The sequence below is a fragment of the Stenotrophomonas sp. SMYL20 genome, assembly GCF_036320045.1.
Lineage (GTDB): Bacteria > Pseudomonadota > Gammaproteobacteria > Xanthomonadales > Xanthomonadaceae > Stenotrophomonas > Stenotrophomonas maltophilia_A.
The window spans coordinates 138,949-159,456 of sequence record NZ_JAWIRT010000002.1 but is presented as its reverse complement, the minus strand read 5'-3'; the positions used below and the strand labels follow the sequence as shown (position 1 = coordinate 159,456).

17 protein-coding genes are annotated in these 20,508 nt (G+C 66.6%); 9 read left to right on the top strand and 8 right to left on the bottom strand.

The window, feature by feature from the left end; translation table 11 throughout:
- Positions 1-78: 78 nt before the first annotated feature.
- The 3 genes from dnaE to V3B48_RS02280 all read left to right on the top strand — a co-directional run bounded on the left by dnaE (position 79) and on the right by V3B48_RS02280 (position 5,676).
- The gene (dnaE, locus tag V3B48_RS02290) at positions 79-3,669 is read left to right on the top strand and encodes a DNA polymerase III subunit alpha (RefSeq protein WP_317216898.1); all 3,591 of its coding nucleotides are present in this window, start codon (positions 79-81) and stop codon (positions 3,667-3,669) included.
- Positions 3,670-3,733: 64 nt separating this feature from the next.
- Positions 3,734-4,603, top strand: a complete 870-nt coding sequence (locus V3B48_RS02285) for a hypothetical protein (RefSeq protein WP_329893082.1) — start codon at positions 3,734-3,736, stop codon at positions 4,601-4,603.
- Between the two features lie 113 nt (positions 4,604-4,716).
- Positions 4,717-5,676, top strand: coding sequence for an acetyl-CoA carboxylase carboxyltransferase subunit alpha (locus tag V3B48_RS02280; protein ID WP_032128332.1), 960 nt, complete (start codon positions 4,717-4,719; stop codon positions 5,674-5,676).
- A gap of 313 nt (positions 5,677-5,989) precedes the next feature.
- On the opposite strand, the gene V3B48_RS02275 is transcribed toward V3B48_RS02280, so the two are convergent.
- A complete protein-coding gene (locus V3B48_RS02275) occupies positions 5,990-6,445 on the bottom strand; it encodes a CopD family protein (RefSeq protein WP_032128333.1) in 456 nt (151 codons plus the stop codon).
- A gap of 149 nt (positions 6,446-6,594) precedes the next feature.
- On the opposite strand from V3B48_RS02275, the gene V3B48_RS02270 reads away from it, so the two are divergent.
- Both V3B48_RS02270 and phaZ read left to right on the top strand, forming a co-directional pair.
- The gene (locus tag V3B48_RS02270; RefSeq protein ID WP_019337630.1) at positions 6,595-7,185 is read left to right on the top strand and encodes a class I SAM-dependent methyltransferase; all 591 of its coding nucleotides are present in this window, start codon (positions 6,595-6,597) and stop codon (positions 7,183-7,185) included.
- 93 nt (positions 7,186-7,278) lie between these two features.
- Positions 7,279-8,586, top strand: a complete 1,308-nt coding sequence (gene phaZ, locus V3B48_RS02265; protein WP_329893081.1) for a polyhydroxyalkanoate depolymerase — start codon at positions 7,279-7,281, stop codon at positions 8,584-8,586.
- Positions 8,587-8,722: 136 nt separating this feature from the next.
- Here the strand turns inward: phaZ and V3B48_RS02260 are convergent, their stop codons facing one another.
- On the bottom strand, positions 8,723-9,712 hold the full coding sequence (locus V3B48_RS02260; protein ID WP_097048363.1) for a sensor domain-containing protein: 990 nt from the start codon (positions 9,710-9,712) through the stop codon (positions 8,723-8,725).
- On the bottom strand, positions 9,709-10,074 hold the full coding sequence (locus V3B48_RS02255) for a PadR family transcriptional regulator (RefSeq protein ID WP_329893080.1): 366 nt from the start codon (positions 10,072-10,074) through the stop codon (positions 9,709-9,711). The genes V3B48_RS02260 and V3B48_RS02255 overlap by 4 nt, the downstream gene beginning before the upstream one ends.
- Before the next feature lie 136 nt (positions 10,075-10,210).
- On the opposite strand from V3B48_RS02255, the gene V3B48_RS02250 reads away from it, so the two are divergent.
- On the top strand, positions 10,211-11,113 hold the full coding sequence (locus V3B48_RS02250) for a peptidylprolyl isomerase (protein WP_329893079.1): 903 nt from the start codon (positions 10,211-10,213) through the stop codon (positions 11,111-11,113).
- 555 nt (positions 11,114-11,668) lie between these two features.
- Here the strand turns inward: V3B48_RS02250 and V3B48_RS02245 are convergent.
- Positions 11,669-12,541, bottom strand: a complete 873-nt coding sequence (locus V3B48_RS02245; RefSeq protein ID WP_329893078.1) for a DMT family transporter — start codon at positions 12,539-12,541, stop codon at positions 11,669-11,671.
- Between the two features lie 115 nt (positions 12,542-12,656).
- On the opposite strand from V3B48_RS02245, the gene V3B48_RS02240 reads away from it, so the two are divergent.
- Positions 12,657-13,601, top strand: coding sequence for a LysR substrate-binding domain-containing protein (locus V3B48_RS02240; protein WP_329893077.1), 945 nt, complete (start codon positions 12,657-12,659; stop codon positions 13,599-13,601).
- 68 nt (positions 13,602-13,669) lie between these two features.
- Positions 13,670-13,963: a hypothetical protein gene (locus V3B48_RS02235; RefSeq protein ID WP_005415831.1), complete on the top strand. Its 294-nt coding sequence runs from the start codon at positions 13,670-13,672 to the stop codon at positions 13,961-13,963.
- A gap of 31 nt (positions 13,964-13,994) precedes the next feature.
- Here the strand turns inward: V3B48_RS02235 and V3B48_RS02230 are convergent, their stop codons facing one another.
- Both V3B48_RS02230 and V3B48_RS02225 read right to left on the bottom strand, forming a co-directional pair.
- The gene (locus V3B48_RS02230) at positions 13,995-14,774 is read right to left on the bottom strand and encodes a DUF4349 domain-containing protein (protein WP_180838124.1); all 780 of its coding nucleotides are present in this window, start codon (positions 14,772-14,774) and stop codon (positions 13,995-13,997) included.
- A 32-nt stretch (positions 14,775-14,806) separates the two neighbouring features.
- Positions 14,807-15,163 (bottom strand): GFA family protein, encoded by a 357-nt coding sequence (locus tag V3B48_RS02225; RefSeq protein ID WP_182267495.1) that lies wholly within the window; start codon positions 15,161-15,163, stop codon positions 14,807-14,809.
- Positions 15,164-15,275: 112 nt separating this feature from the next.
- On the opposite strand from V3B48_RS02225, the gene V3B48_RS02220 reads away from it, so the two are divergent.
- Entirely contained in the window at positions 15,276-17,084 is a 1,809-nt protein-coding gene (locus tag V3B48_RS02220) for a DUF885 domain-containing protein (protein WP_329893076.1), read from the top strand.
- A gap of 142 nt (positions 17,085-17,226) precedes the next feature.
- Here the strand turns inward: V3B48_RS02220 and agp are convergent, their stop codons facing one another.
- Together agp and smrA are read right to left on the bottom strand one after the other, a co-directional pair.
- On the bottom strand, positions 17,227-18,456 hold the full coding sequence (gene agp, locus V3B48_RS02215; protein WP_329893075.1) for a bifunctional glucose-1-phosphatase/inositol phosphatase: 1,230 nt from the start codon (positions 18,454-18,456) through the stop codon (positions 17,227-17,229).
- A 52-nt stretch (positions 18,457-18,508) separates the two neighbouring features.
- Positions 18,509-20,341, bottom strand: coding sequence for a multidrug efflux ABC transporter SmrA (smrA, locus tag V3B48_RS02210; RefSeq protein WP_329893074.1), 1,833 nt, complete (start codon positions 20,339-20,341; stop codon positions 18,509-18,511).
- Positions 20,342-20,508: the final 167 nt, after the last annotated feature.

The window sequence follows — 20,508 nt, the reverse complement described above, 5'->3', positions numbered from 1 at the left end:
GGGCACTCCAGCGCATCCCGACCCCGGCGACGATCTTCCGTCAGCACCCGGGGCCCGCGCGCTCCAACCTGGTCCGGCATGTCCAACTCCCGCTTCGTACATCTCCACGTCCACACCGAGTTCTCGCTGGCGGACTCGACCATCCGCGTGCCGGCCAAGCCCGACCAGGCGGACCCGAAGAAGGCCAAGCAGGCCAACCTGCTGTCGCGCTCGGTCGAGCTCGGCCTGCCCGCGCTGGCGGTGACCGACCTCAACAACCTGTTCGCCCTGGTCAAGTTCTACAAGGCCGCCGAAGGCGTGGGCATCAAGCCGATCGCGGGCGCCGACGTACTGATCGCCGAGGAAGGCCAGGACCCGTGGCGGATGACCCTGCTGTGCCGCGATCGCGAAGGCTACCTGAGCCTGTCGCGGCTGCTGACCCGCGCCTGGATGGAAGGTCATCGTCCGGAAGGCGGCGTGGCCGTGCACCCGGACTGGTTGAAGGCAGGCAATGCCAACCTGTTCGCGCTGGCCGGCCGACAGAGCCTGGCCGGGCGCCTGGCGTTGGACGGCAAGCATGAACTGGCCGAGCAGCAGCTGGCCGACTGGCAGCGCGTGTTCGGCGATGGCCTGCACCTGGAGCTGACCCGCACCGGCCGCGAGGGCGAGGAAACCTTCAACCAGTTCGCGCTGATGGCGGCCGGCCAGCGTGGCCTGCCGGTGGTGGCCAGCAACGACGTGCGCTTCCTGTCGCCGACGGATTTCAGCGCGCACGAAGCGCGCGTGTGCATTTCCACCGGCCGCGTGCTGGACGACCCCAAGCGCCCGCGCGAATACAGCGACCAGCAGTACCTGAAGTCGGCCGAGGAGATGTGCGCGCTGTTCGCCGACATCCCCGATGCGATCGACAACACGCTGGCGCTGGCCGAACGCTGCAACATCGAGATGCGGCTGGGCACCTACTTCCTGCCCAACTACCCGGTGCCCGACGACGAGACCCTGGACACCTGGATCCAGAAGATGTCGCGCGATGGCCTGGAAGAGCGCCTGGAGAAGAATCCACTGGCGCCGGGCAAGACCCGCGAAGAGTATTTCGAGCGCCTGGAGTTCGAGCTCAACACCATCATCAAGATGGGCTTCCCGGGCTACTTCCTGATCGTGGCCGACTTCATCCAGTGGGGCAAGAACCAGGGCATTCCGATCGGCCCCGGCCGTGGTTCGGGTGCCGGTTCGCTGGTGGCCTGGGCGCTGAAGATCACCGATCTGGACCCGCTGCCGTACAACCTGCTGTTCGAGCGCTTCCTCAATCCGGAACGCGTGTCGATGCCCGACTTCGACATCGACTTCTGCATGGACCGCCGCGACGAGGTGATCGACTACGTTGCGCGCAAGTACGGGCGCGAGCGCGTCAGCCAGATCATCACCTACGGCACCATGGCCGCCAAGGCGGTGGTGCGCGACTCCGGCCGCGTGCTCGGTTTCCCGTACGGCCTGGTCGACGGCGTTTCCAAGCTGATCCCGAACATCCTCGGCATCCACCTGAAGGATGCGCTGGGCAAGGGCAAGGAAGGCCCGAGCTCGGAAATGGCCTCGGCCGAACTGATCCAGCGCTACGAGACCGAGGACGATGTCCGCGACCTGATCGATCTGGCGCTGCAGCTGGAAGACCTGACCCGCAACGCCGGCAAGCACGCCGGTGGCGTGGTGATCGGGCCCGAGCCGCTGAGCGAGTTCTGCCCGCTGTACGCCGAACACGACGAGAATGGCCTCGGCAAGAACCCGGTCACCCAGTTCGACAAGAACGACGTGGAAGAAGTGGGCCTGGTGAAGTTCGACTTCCTCGGCCTGCGCACGCTGACCATCATCGACTGGGCGGTGAAGGCGATCAACAAGCGCCATGAGCGCGCCGGCATTCCGCCGGTGGACATCGCCGCGATCCCGCTGGACGACACGCCCACCTACAAGGACATCTTTGCCAACGGCAATACCGGCGCGGTGTTCCAGTTCGAATCCTCGGGCATGCGCCGCCTGCTGAAGGACGCGCGCCCCGACCGTTTCGAAGACCTGATCGCGCTGGTGTCGCTGTACCGCCCCGGCCCGATGGACCTGATTCCGTCCTTCAACGCGCGTAAGCACGGCCAGGAAGAAATCATCTATCCCGATCCGCGCACCGAAGCGATCCTGAAGGACACCTACGGCATCATGGTGTACCAGGAGCAGGTGATGCAGATGGCGCAGATCGTCGGCGGCTACTCGCTGGGCGGCGCCGACCTGCTGCGCCGCGCGATGGGCAAGAAGGTGCCGGCCGAAATGGCCAAGCACCGCGAGATCTTCCGCGAAGGCGCGGCCAAGGACGGCGTGGACGAGGCCAAGGCCGACGCGATCTTCGACCTGATGGAGAAGTTCGCCGGCTACGGCTTCAACAAGTCGCACGCCGCTGCCTACGCGCTGGTCAGCTACCAGACCGCATGGCTGAAGCGCCATTACCCGGCCGAGTTCATGGCGGCCACGCTGTCCTCGGACCTGGACAACACCGAGAAGGTGGTCGGCTTCCTCGACGAGGTGCGCAACCTCGGCCTGACCGTGCTGCCGCCGAAGGTGAACCACTCCGCCTTCATGTTCGAAGCCGTGACCCCGGACACCATCCAGTACGGGCTTGGCGCGATCAAGGGCGTCGGCCAGGGTGCCTGCGAGGCCGTCGTGGACGAACGCCTGAAGGGTGGCGACTACAAGGACCTGCTCGACTTCTGCACCCGCGTCGGCTCGGCCAAGCTCAACCGGCGCACGCTGGAAGCGATGATCAACTGCGGCGCACTGGATGAGCTCGGGCATAACCGCGCCTCGCTGATGCTGCAGCTGCCGGAAGTGATCAAGGCCACCGACCAGATGGCGCGCGAACGTGCGTCCGGGCAGAACTCGCTGTTCGGCGGCCCCGACCCGAGCGCGACCACGATCCAGCTGGACCTGCCCGAAGCCGAGGAATGGCCGCTGCTGCAGCGCCTGAACGGCGAGCGCGACACGCTGGGCTTCTACCTCAGCGGCCACCCGTTCGATCCCTGGCGCGACGATGTGCGCGACCTGGTCGGCAACGACCTGGGCTCGGTGGAGAAGATCTGGAGCGCCAACAGCGGTGGCGGTGGCGGCGGCGAAAAGCGCTGGCGCCCGGAAGTGCAAACCGTGCTGGCCGGCCAGGTGGTCGGCGTGCGCCGCAAGGGTGAGAGCCAGATCTTCATCCAGCTCGAGGACGGCCGTGGCCGCGTCGAGTGCAGCGCGTTCTCCGACGCGATGGCCGAGTTCGGCCACCTGATGACCAAGGACCGCATCCTGGTGGTCAAGGGTGGCCTGCGCGAGGACGAATTCAACGGTGGCTTCGCGCTGCGCATCCGCCAGTGCTGGGACTTCGACGAAGTCTGCGCCAACTACGCCACCCGGCTCTCGCTGCGCCTGGACCTGCGCCAGCAGCGCCCGGTCTGGGAGCGCATCGACGCCCTGCTCGACCGCCATCGCCCCGGCCGCACGCCGCTGCGCCTGGACCTGCTGCTGAAGGGTCCGCAGGGCGGTGTCGCCGGCATGCTCGATGTGTCCGGGCAGAGCGCGGTACGCATCGATTCCAAGCTGATGGAGGCGCTGCGCGCCGACCCCGCCGTGCGCACCCTGAAGGTGCGCTACAGCCCGCCGTGGGCCAGCTGAAGCTGGCTCCCTGGTTTTGCTGAAACCCCTGCTTTGCCGTTCCATGTATCAAGGACGATTGCCGATGAAGACCCTGCTGTTCCCGTTCGCCGCCGCGCTGGCCCTGGCCGCCTGTTCGCCCTCGAAGGTCGAGTTCCAGATCGACAACCCGACCGACACGCCGCTGGCACTGAGCATCGATGGCAAGGACCTGCCGGTGGCCGCACAGGGCTCGCGCCCGATTTCGCTGGCCGTCGGCGAGCATCGCCTGCATACCGACAAGCTCGGTGATGTGCGCTTCATCGTCTACGTCGACGGTCGTGGTGGCCTGATCAACCCGACCCTGAGCGAGTACGTGATCGCCCGCGAGATCTACGTCACCGACGAGAGCAAGCTGAAGAACTTCGGCACCGGCAAGGCCGGCATCGAGCTGGGCGGCGTCGACTTCGAAGGCCCGTTCGAGAAGCGCCACGACCTGTTCATCGACAAGACCTGGACCTACGGCGTGCGCGAGCCCTTCCCGAAGGAAAAGGTGGTGGCCCACGTCGACGCCAGTGGTGGCCAGATCGTGGCCAAGGTGTTCACCGCGCCGGACTTCATCGCTTACGTGGAAGAAGGCATGGGCGAGCCCGGTGCGTTCAAGCGCGAGCAGCCGGCCGGCTACGTGGCCCCGGCGTTCAGCCTGGAACCGGCCCCGGCCAGCCTGCCGGCGCTGGTGCCGGCCTTCGAGGCGCATGCCGCGCCGCTGCGTGAGGTCTATGCGCGCTGGCTGAAGGCCACCACCGCCGATGAACAGAAGGCCCTGCGCAAGCAGGACTTCGCCGCGCAGATGGCCTTCACCTCGGCCACCGCCACCCTGGGCAGCGGGCTGGGCCGGGAGGCCAACGAGGCCTACAACGACTTCGTTTCCCGGCGCAGCCAGCTGATGGGCCGCAGCGCCCTGGTGGTGCCCTGAGCTGACTGGCGCCCCCTGCCCGGCTGCGCTACCGTCGCCTTCCAGACGAAGGCGTACGGGTGGTTTGCACGCATTCGGCTAGAATTCCCCTCTTCTTTACACGACGGCTTCCGATGAATCCGAACTACCTCGACTTCGAGCAACCCATCGCCGACCTGGAAGCCAAGATCCAGGAACTGCGCAACGCCAGTGCCGGGCCGGCGGTCAATGTCGAGGCGGAAGTGCACGCGCTGCAGGACAAGCTGCGCATGCGCACCGCGCAGATCTTCCGCAACCTGACCTCGTGGCAGGTGCTGCAGCTGGCCCGTCATCCGTCGCGCCCGTACACCGCAGACTACCTCCGCGTCATGTTCGATGAGTTCCAGGAGCTGGCCGGCGACCGTGCCTTCGCCGACGACAAGGCGATCATGGGTGGTCTGGCCCGCATCAACGGCCGTGCGGTGATGGTGATCGGCCACCAGAAGGGCCGTGACACCAAGGAAAAGATCAAGCGCAACTTCGGCATGCCCAAGCCGGAGGGCTACCGCAAGGCCCTGCGCCTGATGAAGATGGCCGAGCGCTTCGGCCTGCCGGTGCTGACCCTGATCGACACCGCCGGCGCCTGGCCGGGCATCGATGCCGAATCGCGTGGCCAGTCCGAAGCGATCGCGCGCAACCTGATCGAGATGGCCGAACTGAAGGTGCCGATCATCTGCACCGTGATCGGTGAAGGCGGCTCCGGCGGCGCGCTGGCGCTGGGCGTGGGCGACCGTACGGTGATGCTGGAGTACTCGGTGTACTCGACCATCACCCCGGAAGGCTGCGCCTCGATCCTGTGGAAGGATGCCGGCAAGGCCAAGGATGCCGCCGAACAGCTGGGCCTGACCGCCCCGCGCCTGAAGAGCCTGGGCCTGGTCGACAAGGTCGTGCGCGAGCCGACCGGTGGCGCCCATCGCAACCCGACGCAGATGGCCAAGCGCCTGAAGGCGGTGCTGCTGAACGAACTGGACGCGCTGGACAAGCTGTCCACCGAGCAGCTGCTGGAACAGCGCTACGCCCGCCTGCGCAGCTACGGCACGTACGAAGCGGCCTGATTCATCGGCTTGTTACTTTCTTGCTCGTGCAAGAAAGTAACCAAAGAACACGCCGCCGAACGCGAGCCGGTGCCTTGCACCGGTTCCCTGCGCTTCTCGGTGAATCAGGGGACGGCGCCGAACTCGCTGCGCTCAAACATCGGCGCCTCTTCGCCCCTGTTTCACCTGCGATGCTCGGCTCGCTCATGGCGGACCTGAACATCAAAAGCCACAGCTGCACCCAGTAGATCCACGCCACGCGTGGATGCCTCTGCTTTGGCGAAGAATCACGCGAACCCGTAGAGCCAAGCATGGCTCTACGGATAGCGGGATCTCAGAATGGCTTGGCCAGCACCAGCCACACGATCGGGATGAAGGCCAGCAGCGGGATCTCGTTGATCCAGCGCAGCGCGCGCGACGACGGCAGCGCCCTGCCCTTGGCCACGCCCTTGAGCAGGCGCCCGATCCAGCTGAAGTACACCAGCAGCAGCACCACCAGCCCCAGCTTGGCATGCAGCCAACCGGCGCCGCCCGAGGCAACCATCGTCGGGAAATCCGGAATGACCTTGTAGCCCAGCCACAGCACCAGGCCCAGCAGGAATGCCAACCCGAACATCGAGTGGCCGAAACGGTACAGGCGCAGGCCCATCAGCTGCAGGCGCTCGGTCACCGCCGGCTGGCCTGCGGTCTCGGCCAGATTCACCAGGATGCGCGGCAGGTAGAACACCGTGGCCATCCACGCCACCACGAACACGATGTGGAAGGTCTTGACCCAGTAATAGCTCTGCATGCGCTCGCTCCGGCGGCTGGCGTAGGTTGGCGGCCATTCTCGCATGCCGTGGCAAAGCCACTGCAGGCACGCATGCCGCGACACATCGACGCATGGCACGCCGCAACGCCGTACGATAGACGCCGTTTTCCCCGATCGTGCACCACCCCATGGACAAGACCTACGACGCCGCCTACTTCCAACGCTGGTACCGCCGTGCCGACATCGGTGGCAGCGCCCGCCTGGCACGCAAGGTGGCATTGGCTGTGGCCAGCGCCGAGTACTACCTGGAGCGACCGATCCGCAGCGTGCTGGATATCGGCTGCGGCGAAGGCGCCTGGCGCGCGCCGCTGCTGAAGCTGCGTCCGAAGGTCGAATACCTCGGCTTCGACAGCAGCGAGTACGCTGTGCGCCGCTACGGCCGCACCCGCAACCTGCACCTGGCCCGCTTCGGTGATTTCGCCTGGCTGCGGCCCTGCGCCCCGGTCGACCTGCTGATCTGCTCGGACGTGATGCACTACGTGCCCGACCGTGAGCTGCGTGCCGGACTGGCCGGCGTGGCGGAGCTGACCGGCGGCGTGGCCTTCCTGGAGACCTTCGCCGCCGAGGACGCGTTCGAGGGCGACCATGACGGCTTCCAGGCCCGCCCGGCGCGCTGGTACCGCCGCACGCTGGCCCGGCATGGCCTGCAGCCGGTAGGGTCGCACTGCTGGCTCGGCCCCGCCCTGGCAGGCGATGCGGCCGCGCTGGAACGGATGTGAATCCGGATTCATTATTTTCAGCCAACTTAACCTGCGGGACACCCGGATGGGATATGCTGCGCGGCAACATATGACCATACATATTCGGTCGTCATGCTCTATCAACTGCACGAACTGACCCGCAACCTGCTCGCCCCCTGGGTGCACCAGGCCCAGGCCAACGCCAGGTTCTTCGCCAACCAGAGCCACTGGTGGTCGCAGATGCCCGGTGCTGATCGCCTGGCGGCGGTCAATGAACTCTTCCATCGCATCGGCAAGGATTACGAGAAGCCCGAGTGGGGCATCAACGAAATCGACGTCGATGGCGAGCGCGTGCCGATCGTCGTGCACGAGGAAGTGAGCAAGCCGTTCTGCAAGCTGCTGCGCTTCAAGCGCCACAGCAATGAAGCCGACCAGCTGCACACCATGCTCAACCAGCCGTTCGTGCTGGTGGTGGCGCCGCTGTCCGGCCACCACGCCACGCTGCTGCGCGACACCGTGCGCACGCTGCTGCGCGACCACCGCGTGTATGTGACCGACTGGGTCGACGCGCGCATGGTGCCGGCCAGCGAAGGCGAGTTCGGCCTGGACGACTACATCGCCTACATCCAGGAGTTCATCCGCCACCTCGGCGTGGAGCGCCTGCACGTGGTGAGTGTGTGCCAGCCGACCGTACCGGTGCTGGCGGCAGTTTCGCTGATGGCCAGCCGTGGCGAGCCGACGCCGCGCACGCTGGTGATGATGGGTGGCCCGATCGATGCACGCTGCAGCCCGACCGCAGTGAACAACCTGGCCACGCAGAACCCGCTGTCGTGGTTCGAGAACAACGTCATCCACACCGTGCCGGCCAGCTATCCCGGCGTCGGCCGCCGCGTGTACCCGGGCTTCCTGCAGCACGCCGGGTTCCTGTCGATGAACCCGAGCCGCCACTTCAGCTCGCACTGGGATTTCTACACCGACCTGGTCAAGGGCGACCTGGAAGACGCCGACGCGCACCGTCGTTTCTACGACGAGTACAACGCGGTGCTGGACATGCCGGCCAAGTACTACCTGGATACCATTTCCGTGGTGTTCCAGGACTTCCTGCTGCCGCGTGGCGAGTGGGTGGTCAACGGTGAGAAGGTCGATCCGTCGGCGATCCGCGACACCGCGCTGCTGAGCATCGAAGGCGAGCTGGACGACATCGCCGGCCTCGGCCAGACCGAAGCGGCGCAGGCGCTGTGCACCGGCATCGACGCTGACCGCCGTGAGCATTTCATTGTCGAAGGTGCCGGCCACTACGGCATCTTCAGCGGCCGTCGCTGGCGCGAAGTGGTGTACCCGAAGGTGCGCGACTTCTTCGCCGCGCATGCCGAAGCACCGGCGGCGAAGGTCACGAAGAAGAAGAGCAACGTCACCCCGTTGCGGCGAAAGGCGGGGTAACTCGCCCAGGGTGGGTGCCGACCTTGGTCGGTACGCCCTGGTAGATGCCAACCTTGGTTGGCGCTCTACCCTGAATCCCGGTATCTGAAGGATTGTGCCAACCAAGGTTGGCACCTACCGGAGCGTCCGCACCCGCTTACAGCCGCACGAGCAGGTTCTTGGCGATCAGCCCATGCAGCTTGCCGATGCCGCGTGCCAAATGCATCGTCAGCAGCAGCAGCAGCGCCCCCGCCGCGGCAACCGCGATTGCCACCAGCGGCGAGGCCGCCATCGGCAGCACGTTCACGTCGTTGACGTACACGCCGGGGATGTCGCCACTGAAGATCGCCGCGACCGGCGCCCAGATCAGGCTCAGCGACAGCGACAGCAACGTCACCGCGATGGTGAAGTAGATGACGCCCAGCGGCAGCATCAGCACGAAGTACAGCAGGGTCAGCCAGGTGCGGCCGTCGGTGAACATGTCGCCGATGCGCTGCAGCCAGGTGCGGCTGCGGTCGGTGTAGCGCGGACGACGCGGCATGCGCTCGCCCAGCAGCGCTTCCACCAGGCGCCCTTCCAGCAACGCCAGCCCGCGCACCGAGCCGAAGAACAGCACGGTCAGCGGGATGCCGATGATCAGGATCAGCAGGCCCAGCGACAGCGACAGGCCAGTCACCACCCAGGTGAAGAAGAAGGTGCCGGTGGCCAGCGACAGCAGCATGTAGAACAGCGCGCCGTAGGTATGTGGATCGGTCACCACACCGAAGAAGCGCGTCAGCAGCGAGCGCTGCACCGGCACCGGCGGGGGTGCGGCCGGCTCGACGCCACTGGCTTCCGCCGCAGCACGCAGCACCGGCGCGGTATCCGCACGTGGTGTGCGCAACGCGCGATTCACCGTCACTTCGGTCTCGCGGTAGATCTCGGCCACTTCGTCCGGCGCGCCATAGCTGCCGGCGACGTCAGCGATCACCTCGGCCTCGCTGCGGCCGGGCTGCGCGGCCAACTCCGAACGCAGGTACTCCTCGGCGTCGTACAGCGCGTCCTGCACCATCGCCGGGTCGGCGCCTTCCAGCGCCGCGCGCAGCTGCGCCAGGTACTGCGGGATGGTCGTGGGCAGGGCTCGGCCTGCCAGGCTCGGGTCGTTCATTGTGGTATCCCCTCCAACACGGAATCGACGGAATCGCGTGTGGCCTGCCAGGCCTGGCGCCATTGCGCCAACACCTCGCGGCCACGTTCATTGATGCGGTAGTAGCGCCGCGGCGGCCCGCTGCTGGACGGCTCCACATGGCTTTCCAGCAGGCCGGCGCCCTCCAGATTGCGCAGCACCGGGTACAGCGCGCTCTGCTTGCCGCTCAGCACGCCCTCGCCCACCCGCTCCAGCTCCTTGGCGATCAGGTAGCCGTACAGCGGTTCGCCGGCCCGGGCCAGCACCGCCAACAGGGCCAGCGACACGGTTCCGGCGCTGAGCTCCTTCTGGAACTTCTTCAGCTGGACATCGTCCTCGGACATGACCGGCCCTCCACTACGTTGAAGTCCACAGTAGTGCGAAGTTCGGTATAGCGAATGTGTCGTTAGTCACTCTGCCGGTTGGCGTGGCCGGGCCGCTCGCGCAGAATCGAAGCCTCGTTCATGTTCCGGGGTTCCCATGCCGCACCGCCGTCGCCTTGCCCTGACCGCCCTCGCCCTGTCCTGCCTGCTGCCCGCCCTGGCCAGTTCGGCCACGCCCTACCGCAGCCCGCAGCAGATTCTTGATGCTTCGGCGGCCAGCGACTGGCGCACGCCCGACCCGGCCAACCTGCTGTACATGGACCTGCCGACCGGTCGGGTGATCATCGAGCTGGCGCCGCAGTTCGCCCCACGCCATGTGGCCAACATCCAGATTTTCGCCCACGAGCACTTCTGGAACGGCACCAGCATCTACCGTTCGCAGGACAACTTCGTGGTGCAGTTCGGCGATGCCGACGCCGATGACGCGGCCAAGGCAAAGCCGTTCGGCAGTGCCGCGCGCAAGCTGCCGGCCGAGTTCGAACGTGCCAGTGCCGGCCTGAAGGTCAGCGTGCTGCCGGACCGCGATGGCTGGGCCGCGCAGACCGGTTTCGTCGACGGCTTCCCGGTCGGCCAGGACCCGCAGGCCGGCAAGGCCTGGCTGGCGCATTGCTACGGCATGCTCGGCGCTGGCCGCAGCAACGAGGAAGACAGCAGCATCGGTGCCGAACTGTACGTGGTGACCGGCCAGTCGCCGCGCCAGCTGGACCGCAACATCACCCTGGTCGGCCGCGTGCTGAAGGGCATGGAGCTGCTCAGCGCGACCCCGCGCGGCCCGGCGCCGATGGGCTTCTACACCGACCCGAAGCTGCGCACGCCGATCCTGTCGATCCGCCGCGCCAGCGACGTGCCGGCGGGCGAGCGCACGCCGATCCAGGTGCTGCGCACCGATTCGAAGACGTTTGCCGATACTGTCGAAGCGCGTCGCAATCGCGTGGATGATTTCTACAAGCGCCCGGCGGGGCATATTGACCTTTGCAATATTCCGGTGCCGGTGCGGTGATGGTTTCCGCACGTTAGGCGTGCTGAAGGCGCTTCATCGTTCATGGGCGTTACTTTTCTTTGTACGCAAAGAAAAGTAACCAAAAGAAACGTTCCGCCGGCCGCGAGCCGGTGCTACGCACCGGTGCCCTGCGCTCCTCGGCCCGTCGAGGGACGGCGCGGGAACTCGCTGCGCTCAGACACCCGCGCCTCTTCGCCCTCGCCGGACCTGCGGTGCTCGGCTCGCTCAAGGCGGACTGGAAGGTCAAGATCAACGGCAAAGGCATCCACGCATGGCGTGGATCTACTGGGTGCAGCTGCGGTCTTTGATCTGGGTCCGCCTTGAGTGAGCCGAGCATCGCAGGGGAATCAGGGGCGAAGAGGTGCCGATGTCTGAGCGCAGCGAGTTCGGCACCGTCCCCTGATTCACCGAGAAGCGCAGGGGACCGACGTGCGAAGCACGGCGGCTCGCGACCTGGCGGCGCGTTTCTTTTGGTTACTTTTCTTTTCGCGCGAAAAGAAAAGTGACGCCCAGGAACAATGAAGCGCCTTCAGCACGCGCCACGTGCAAAACACCTCAACCCTTCTGACTCACCGCCACGCTACCCAGAATCAACGCACCGGCAATCAGCATCTGCAGCGTCACCGGCTCACCCAGGAACAACCACGCGAACGCAGCGCCGAACAGCGGAATCAGATAGGTCACGGTCGACGCACGCGACGGGCCGATACGGCCGATCAAACGATAGAACATCAGGAACGCCAGCCCGGTGCAGGCCACGCCAAGCGCGATCGCTGCGCCCCAGGCCTTGGCCGGAATCGCCGCCTGCGGCCAATGGCTGACCGCCATCGGCAGCATCCACAGCGAGGCACACGACAGCGTTGCCGCCGCCGCGGCCGCCGACGGCAGGCCGGTCATGTGCCGCTTCACCAGGTTCACGCCCAGGCCGTACAGCAACGAAGCCGCCGCACCGGCCAGCACCGCGGTGCCGATGCTCAGGCCGGAGACCTTGGCCGTGGCCAGCACCACCACGCCGGCGAAGCCGACCAGCAGCGCGCCCGCACGGCGCATGCCGATCTTCTCGCCGAAGAACAGGAAGGCGATCAGCGCGGCGAACAGCACGGTCATCGCATTGCAGATCGCACCGATCGCGGCCGGTGCCTGTTCGGCGGCATAGGCGAACAGCACGAACGGCAGCGCCGAGTTGATCAGGCCGATCGGTGCCAGCCACAGCCAGCGCCGCGGCGGGAACTGCGGGCGGGCGCGCCACAGGAACGGCAGCAGCACCAGCGCGCCCAGCACCAGCCGCACCTCGACCAGCGCGAACGGGCCGAACGACGGCACCGCCACCCGCATGAACAGGAACGAGCAGCCCCAGATGGCGCCCAGCAGGGTCAATTCCAGCGGCGTGCGCCAGTCGCGCTCGGCCGCCTGTGGGACCGCATTCATGCCCTGCCTCCGTCCATCGTCTGTTCCTCGCCAAGGCAGACAGGATCGGCCGCAGACGCCCGCCGCACAAGCGCGTAGTATCGCTGCCAGCCACAAATATGGTTTGAGGCTGGACATGCAGCTACGCCCTTCCCTGCTCCCCGCACTGGCCGTGTTCGCGGTTGCAGCGCGCCACCAGAACTTCGCCCAGGCCGCCCAGGAGCTGCACCTGACCGCCAGCGCGGTCAGCCACCACGTGCGCCGGCTGGAGGAGGTGCTGGAAACCCGGCTGTTCCTGCGCCACGCCCGCGGCGTGCGCCTGACTGCCGAGGGCCGGCAGCTGGCCGACGCCGCCAGCGCCGCCTTCTCCGATGTCGCGGCCGTCGCCCATCACCTGCAGCCGGATGCCGACAGCGTGCCGCTGCGGATCACCACGCTGCGCTCGCTGTCCTACTGCTGGCTGCTGCCACGGCTGCCACGCTTCACCCAGGCCTATCCGCACATCCGCATCGAACTGCACACGGGCAGCGGGCTGGATCGCTACGACGACAACGGCCCGGAAGTCGGCATCCGCTATGGCCTGGGCCAGTGGCCGGGCCTGCGTGCACAGCACCTGATGGATGACTACCTGTTCCCGGTGGCCTCGCCGGCGCTGGCCGGGGTTGAAACGCTGGTCGAACCGGCGCGCATCGCCGACCTGCCGCTGCTGACCGATCTGTCGCCGCAGGGCTGGCGTGACTGGTTCCGCCATGCCGGCGTGCGCCCACCCTCGCCACTGCCGCCGATGCACACCTTCGCCGACAGTACCGATGCGATGCGTGCCGCGGTGTACGGCATGGGCGCGGTGCTGGCACGTACCCACATCGCGCAGCCCTACCTGCAGCGCTACGAAGTGGTACGCCTGCCTGGCCCGGCGCTGAAGGCGCGCTACGCGTATCACGTGGTGCATGCCGAAGGGCAACCGCCGAGCCACGCCGCGCGCCTGTTCATCGACTGGTTGCTGGAGCAGGCGCAGGACGAACGCACGCCGATTCCCGCGTTGCCGGAAAGCCTGCTCGGGCGCCCGGGCACGCACGGCTGACTGCGCCCTCACCCGTTCTTTGCTTCACGCTGGCTAGGCTGCAGGCAACCCCACACCGTATCGACGCCATGGCCATGCTGCGACTGCGCATCACCGGAACCGAAGACGACGCCCGTGCCATCAGCGACCTGCTGCTCGGCCTGGACGGCATCGAACATGTCGAGGAGACCGACGACCTGATGCCGCACATGGACGACGACGATTCCAGTTCGGCCGGGCTGTCCGATGACATCGGCCCGGGCATCCACGAACTGGAAGTGGAAGTCGGCAATGAAAGCACCGCGCAGAAGGTGCGCGATGCCGTGCAGGAACTGGCACTGGAGCTGGACGTGTTCGTCGAGTACGAGACCGACGAGGGCTGATGCCGGCGGGTTGCCGGCATCAACCTTCACCTCAGAGGCTGGGCGGCAGCCTGCGGCGGCGGCGACGCCACCACGCCCGCACACCCCAGGCCGCGATCAGGGCCAGCACCGCCACCGGCAGCAGCGCGGCCGCGGCGCGGATCAGGAACGCAATACTGGTGCTGAGGATGCTGCCCGATTCGCTCAGCGCCTCACCGATCTCGCTGCGGCTGCGCTGGCCCGAGGTGGTGTCGAAGTGCATCGTCACCAGCTGGGTATCGATGCGCCGGCGCTGCTGCGCAGAATCCTTGTTGGCCTGCTCGACGCCCGCTTCGATCTCCGACAGGCGCGTGGTGATCGCCATCAGGTCTTCGATCTTCAGGTCCTTGCGGTCCTGGTAGGACAGCAGCCGCGCATGTTCCTTCTCCAGCCGCGCCTTGGTCAGTGCGGTGTCTGCTACCTCCTGCGCCAGGTCCTCGGCGCGCGTATTGCGCGACTGCAGCGTGCCCCCCTCACCGGCCAGAGCGATCAACGGCTCGGTGCCCTTCGGCGCAATGCGCACCTTGACCTCGCCGCTGGGCTGCTCGCCACTGCGCTGGTCGACCTGCAGCACCGCGCAATCACCGAACTTCGCACTCTGGCAGGCCTGCGCCACCTGCTGGATGCGCGGTGCAATCTGCGCCGCTTCCAGCTGGATCTGCACGTCATGCTCGTAGGCCAGGAACGCACCTTCCGGCGAAGCGACAGCAGCATCGGCAGCGGCGGCACCCGCCTCCTGCGCCCTCTCGCCGTTCTTGGCACAGGCCGCCAGTGCCAGCAGCAGCACCGGCATCGCCACCACGCGCGTCCACGCGCGCACCGGCGTCACAGTGCCGCTCCGTCGTAGGACATCACCGCCAACGTGGCCAGGTCCACCTGCGGTACGCAGCGCACGTTCACCGCCACCATCGGCGTGCCGGTGCGCGGGTCCACCGCTTCGCTGTAGGGGGCAACGCCGCACTCGCGGCAGTGGTGATGATCGATGTGGGCTTTGTTGAAGTGGTAGGTGGCCACGTCCGCGGGATTGGTGCTCAGCTGGAACGCCGCACGCGGGGCGAACCACAGCAGGCTGCCGCGACGGCGGCACATCGAGCAGTTGCAGTCGATGACGTCGCTGATCGGCGCCTCGGCCTGTACGGTGAATGCGATCCTGCCGCAATGGCAGCTTCCCTGGTATTCCATGTCCTGTGCTCCGCTGGAGGGTCCTTGTCAGTGCCCATGGTAATCCTATGGCACGGGGACAAAGCAGCCCCGGGGCCCTATGCTCGGGGTTTGACCCTGTACAGGAACGCCGATGCGCCCGCATCTTCTTGCCCTCGCCCTGGTCGCCGCCCTGGCCGGTTGCCAGCCGGCCGACGCCCCGACCAACGCTTCCACCCCGGCCGCCAGCCAGCAGGCCGGCGACGCGGCGGTCGATGCCGCCTTCGCCGATCTTTCCAAGCGCGCCCTGGACACCTGGATGCAGCTGTCGCCGGTCAGCGCCACCCAGATCGGTGACCACCGCTACGACAGCGAACTGGATGACCTCAGTGCCGCCGGCCAGCAGAAGACCCTGGCCGCCTACAAGGCGCTTCTGGGCGAGCTGGACAAGATCGAGGTGGCCAAGCTGGGCCGCGAGAACCAGGTGGACGCGGCGATCCTGCGCAACCAGCTGCAGTCGGAAATCTGGAACGCCGAAGTGCTGCAGTCCGGCAAGTGGGACCCGCAGCTGTACAACGGCATTGCCGGCAGCGCGATCTACGGCCTGATGGCCCGCGAGTTCGCGCCGCTGCCGGAGCGCCTGAAGTCGGCCACCGCGCGTATGGAAAAGCTGCCGGCGATCTTCGCCCAGGCACGCGAGAACCTGGATCCGGCCCGCGTGCCGAAGATCCACGCCGAGACGGTGGCCAAGCAGAACAAGGGCATCCTCAGCATCGTCGATACCTTCATCACCCCGCACATCGGTGAACTGCCGCAGGCCGACCAGCAGCGCCTGCAGGCCGCCATCGATGGCCTGAAGAAGGCCGTGGACGAACAGCAGACCTGGCTGGACAAGACCCTGGTGCCGAACGCCAAGGGCGACTTCCGCATCGGTGCGGAAAAGTACGACCAGAAGCTGAAGTTCGCGCTGAACTCGTCGCTGTCGCGCCAGGAGATCGGTGAGCGAGCACGCGCCGAACTCAAGCGCGTGCGCGAAGACATGTACGGCATCGCGCAGACCGTGCTGAAGGACAAGCCGGGCGCACCGGAGATGCCGGCACAGCCGACCGACGAGCAGCAGCAGAAGGCGATCGAGGCCGCGCTGGAGCTGGCCTACGCCGACAAGCCGGCACGCGACAAGGTCGTCGACGATGCCAAGGCCGCACTGGAGCAGTCCACCGCATTCGTGCGCGAGCACGATCTGATGACCCTGCCCGACGCGCCGGTGGACATCATCCTGATGCCGGAATTCCAGCGTGGCGTGGCCGTGGCCTACTGCGATTCGCCGGGCCCGCTGGACAAGAACCTGAAGACCTTCTACGCCGTGTCGCCGATTCCGGACGACTGGAACGACAAGCAGGTCGACTCGTTCCTGCGTGAGTACAACTCGCGCATGATCCACCTGCTGAGCATCCACGAAGGTACTCCGGGCCATTACCTGGAAGGCTGGCACTCGGCCAAGTTCCCCTCCACCCTGCGTGCGGTGCTGCGTTCGGGCCTGTTCGCCGAAGGCTGGGCGGTCTACACCGAGCGGATGATGCAGGAGCAGGGTTACCTCAACAACGACCCGCTGTTCCACCTGGTGCAGCTGAAGTTCTACCTGCGCACGATCTCCAACGCGATCCTCGACCAGGGCGTGCACGTGGACAACTGGGATCGCGAAAAGGCGATGCACCTGATGACCCATGATGCCTTCCAGCAGGAGAGCGAAGCCGCCGGCAAGTGGGTGCGCGCGCAGCTGACCTCGGCACAGCTGCCGACCTACTTCGTCGGTGCGCAGGAACACTTCGACACCCGCAAGGCGATGCAGGACAAGCTGGGCGACAAGTTCAACCTCAAGGCCTATCACGACCAGATGCTGTCCTACGGCGCGCCGCCGGTGCGTTTCGCACGCCAGCTGATGCTGGACCAGCCGATCGAGTGATCGCGCAGGTGTGAGTTGGAAACGGAACGGCCCGGGGAAACCCGGGCCGTTTTCTGTTCGGCGTCCCGGGATGGACCCATCCACGCATGGCGTGGATCTACTACCCGCCTGCCAGTAGATCCACGCCATGCGTGGATGGCATTCAATTCACCGCGCGATGCAGCACGCGCTCGAACTGCACGTCACTGCATCCATTCTGCCCACACCCGGGAAGCGCGAGCTCCACCCGAACGGGTGGCTGTACATCGCTCAACGGCAGCGCATCTCGCAGTTGCGCGGTGGTCGGGTAGACGTAGGCCAAGCGGAAACGCTCGCCACCGCTTTGGCGGTCGCGCCAGCGCTCGAACTGCAGCAGGCCGCCGATCGGCGTCTTCTCGTACTGGCCCCGCAACGTGTAGTCCGTGATTCCCAGCGCCGCCAGCACGGAACCGATGTTGGAATCGTGGCCGACCAGCAGGCTCACCTTCGGTGACGCCGGATCTTCGAACAGCCCGTTTATTCTTGCCAAAAGCGGCGCGGCCACGTCCCGCGCCACCTCGGGTGTTCCGAACAGGATGTCCTGGTAGCGGTTGCGGATCTGCGCCAGCGCCTGCCATTTGGCCTCCGTGTTCAATCGGCCCCACCCTTCGCGGGGGATGCCACTTCCCTGGTAGTGCTCCATCAACAAGGCATCGACCAACCCGCTGGCCAGGGCCAGCGAACCGGAAGTACGCGGTTCTTTGCCCGGCTCTGCGCTGAAAATGGAATCGGCCGGCGTCAGGTGGCATTCGCTGCGGCCTGCGCACGCAGCCGACTGCGGGTAGCGGGTGATCGCCTCCACCGCCGCCAACGCCGGTGCCAGATCCGATGCGGCCTGCGCCTGTTGCATCGCCGACAACGCGCGTTCGCGGAAGGCCGCATCACCGTTGTGGATCACCGGATTGAACAACGGATCCATCGTGCCCAGCGGCATGCGCTGTTCCACCGTCACGTGGCAGCCCGGGAACGCACCGGCAACGAAAAACTGCGCGGTGGCCTGGGTGCGCTGCAGGCTGTTGGCGTGCGCGTGGAAGTCGCTCGGCTGCGGGCAGCCCGTTGCCGGCAGCAACTTTGCCTGCCGCAGCCACTGGCCGATGTAACGGCCCATGTAGACCTCCAGCACGCCGCCCTTGGTGGTCAGCTCGCCGGCGCCTACGTCCCAGCTCGGCCAGCGCTCCGGAGTCGCATTGGCCAACGCGCCCGATGCCACCACCGGTGCGCGCAGGTTGTGGCGGCTGAGAAGGATGACCTGCTCGAGGGCTTCGCCTTGCACTGATGGCGATGCAGCGGCTGCGGCAGTGGCGACCAGTGCCAGCACCAGCGCCAGCAGCAGGGGGCGTAGAGAACGAATCATGCGGGCCTCCGACCCCAAGGAATGCATCCACGCATGGCGTGGGTCTACTGGTCTACTGGTCTGCAGCCACAAAACCACCGGTCTGCCGCGCCCACAAGCGCGCGTACAGGCCACCGGCCGCAATGAGCTCGGCATGGGTGCCGGTCTCGACAATGCGGCCCTGGTCCATCACCACCAGCCGGTCCATGCGTGCGATGGTCGACAGCCGGTGCGCGATCGCGATCACCGTCTTGCCGCCCATCAGCTGGTCCAGGCTGTCCTGGATCGCCGCTTCCACTTCCGAGTCCAGTGCCGAGGTCGCCTCATCCAGCACCAGGATCGGTGCGTCCTTCAGCAGCACGCGGGCGATGGCGATGCGCTGGCGCTGACCACCGGACAGCTTCACGCCGCGCTCGCCCACGTGCGCGTCGTAGCCACGCCGGCCCTGCCCGTCCACCAGCGTATCGATGAAGGCTGCGGCGCGCGCCTTGGCCACGGCGGCATGCAGCTGCTCGTCAGTGGCATCGGGGCGGCCATACAGCAGATTGTCGCGGATCGAGCGATGCAGCAGCGAGGTGTCCTGGGTGACCACGCCGATCTGCTGGCGCAGGCTCTCCTGGGTGACATGGGCGATGTCCTGATCGTCGATCAGGATGCGGCCGCTTTCCAGGTCGTAGAGCCGCAGCAGCACGTTGACCAGGGTCGACTTGCCGGCACCGGAAGGACCGACCAGGCCGATCTTCTCGCCCGGCTTCACCACCAGGTCCAGTCCGGCGATCACGCCGCCCTTCTTGCCGTAGTGGAAGTGGATGTCCTGGAAGTGCACGCCACCACGGGTCACCTGCAACGGCACCGCATCCTCCCGGTCCTGCACGGTCAGCGGCTGGGCGATGGTGGTGATGCCGTCCTGCACCGTGCCGATGTCCTCGAAGATGCCGTTGATGGTCCACATGATCCAGCCGGACATGTTGTGGATGCGGATCACCAGGCCGGTCGCCAGCGTGATCGCGCCAACAGTGATGTGGCCACCGTTCCACAGCCACAGCGCGAGCCCACAGGTACCGGCAATCAGGAAACCGTTGACGATGGCGATGGTCAGGTCCATGCCGGTGGTGATGCGGGTCTGCGCACGGTGCTTGACCGCCAGTTCCTGGATCGACTCGGCCACATAGGCCTGCTCGCGTCCGCCATGGGCGAACAGCTTCAACGTGGGAATGTTGGTGTAGCCATCAACGATGCGGCCCATCGCCTTGGAACGCGCTTCGGAGGCGATCCATGCGCGTTCCTTCGCGCGCGGAACGAAGTAGGCTAGGATCACTGCATAGGCCAGCAACCACAGGATCAACGGCACCATCAGCCGCCAGTCGGCCTGCGCGAACAGGTACAGCGCGGTGCCGGTGTAGACCACGATGTACCAGAGCGAGTCGACCATCTGCACCGCCGATTCGCGCAGCGAGGTACCGGTCTGCATCACCCGGTTGGCCACGCTGCCGGCGAAGTCGTTCTGGAAGAAGTTCAGGCTCTGCCGCACCACGTAGTTGTGCATCAGCCAGCGCGAGCGGTTGCTCAGGCCAGGCACAATGGCCTGGTTGACCAGCAGGTTGTGCAGGCCGACCAGGATCGGCCGCGCGATGACCGTGATGAACAGCATCCAGCCCAGCTCATTGGCATGGCGCTTGAAGAAATCGCCCCCCGGCTGCTCGGCGACCATGTCGACGATGCGGCCCAGGTAATCGAACATTGCCACTTCCACCAGCGCCAGCAGCAGGCCGGCGATCAGGGTGGCCAGCAGCACCGGCCACACCGGGCGCAGGTAGTGCAGGTAGAACGGCAGCACCTTGCGCGGCGGCATGCGCCCGTCCACGGGCGGGAACACCGGAATCAGGGATTCAAACCAACGGAACATCGCATTCCCTCGCCATCAATAGCCGGCGGAGTATCCCACGCCGGGTGTGTACGCCAGCCGATGATCGCCGCGGTTCCGGTAGTGGGGGGGGGGGGGGGGGCCCCCCCCCCCCCGGCGGGGGGGGGGGGGGGGGGGGGGGCCCCCGCCGCCCCCACCACAGGGGGGGG

Excerpts from the sequence above, each read along its gene's own strand:
- V3B48_RS02275 (WP_032128333.1), bottom strand. The coding sequence starts at position 6,445 with ATGCAGAGCTATTACTGGGTCAAGACCTTCCACATCGTGTTCGTGGTG.
- V3B48_RS02270 (WP_019337630.1), top strand. The coding sequence starts at position 6,595 with ATGGACAAGACCTACGACGCCGCCTACTTCCAACGCTGGTACCGCCGT.
- V3B48_RS02240 (WP_329893077.1), top strand. The coding sequence starts at position 12,657 with ATGCAGCTACGCCCTTCCCTGCTCCCCGCACTGGCCGTGTTCGCGGTT.
- V3B48_RS02285 (WP_329893082.1), top strand. The coding sequence starts at position 3,734 with ATGAAGACCCTGCTGTTCCCGTTCGCCGCCGCGCTGGCCCTGGCCGCC.
- V3B48_RS02225 (WP_182267495.1), bottom strand. The coding sequence starts at position 15,163 with ATGGAATACCAGGGAAGCTGCCATTGCGGCAGGATCGCATTCACCGTA.
- agp (WP_329893075.1), bottom strand. The coding sequence starts at position 18,456 with ATGATTCGTTCTCTACGCCCCCTGCTGCTGGCGCTGGTGCTGGCACTG.
- dnaE (WP_317216898.1), top strand. The coding sequence starts at position 79 with ATGTCCAACTCCCGCTTCGTACATCTCCACGTCCACACCGAGTTCTCG.
- V3B48_RS02235 (WP_005415831.1), top strand. The coding sequence starts at position 13,670 with ATGGCCATGCTGCGACTGCGCATCACCGGAACCGAAGACGACGCCCGT.
- V3B48_RS02255 (WP_329893080.1), bottom strand. The coding sequence starts at position 10,074 with ATGTCCGAGGACGATGTCCAGCTGAAGAAGTTCCAGAAGGAGCTCAGC.
- V3B48_RS02250 (WP_329893079.1), top strand. The coding sequence starts at position 10,211 with ATGCCGCACCGCCGTCGCCTTGCCCTGACCGCCCTCGCCCTGTCCTGC.
- V3B48_RS02280 (WP_032128332.1), top strand. The coding sequence starts at position 4,717 with ATGAATCCGAACTACCTCGACTTCGAGCAACCCATCGCCGACCTGGAA.
- phaZ (WP_329893081.1), top strand. The coding sequence starts at position 7,279 with ATGCTCTATCAACTGCACGAACTGACCCGCAACCTGCTCGCCCCCTGG.
- V3B48_RS02230 (WP_180838124.1), bottom strand. The coding sequence starts at position 14,774 with ATGCCGGTGCTGCTGCTGGCACTGGCGGCCTGTGCCAAGAACGGCGAG.
- smrA (WP_329893074.1), bottom strand. The coding sequence starts at position 20,341 with ATGTTCCGTTGGTTTGAATCCCTGATTCCGGTGTTCCCGCCCGTGGAC.
- V3B48_RS02260 (WP_097048363.1), bottom strand. The coding sequence starts at position 9,712 with ATGAACGACCCGAGCCTGGCAGGCCGAGCCCTGCCCACGACCATCCCG.
- V3B48_RS02245 (WP_329893078.1), bottom strand. The coding sequence starts at position 12,541 with ATGAATGCGGTCCCACAGGCGGCCGAGCGCGACTGGCGCACGCCGCTG.
- V3B48_RS02220 (WP_329893076.1), top strand. The coding sequence starts at position 15,276 with ATGCGCCCGCATCTTCTTGCCCTCGCCCTGGTCGCCGCCCTGGCCGGT.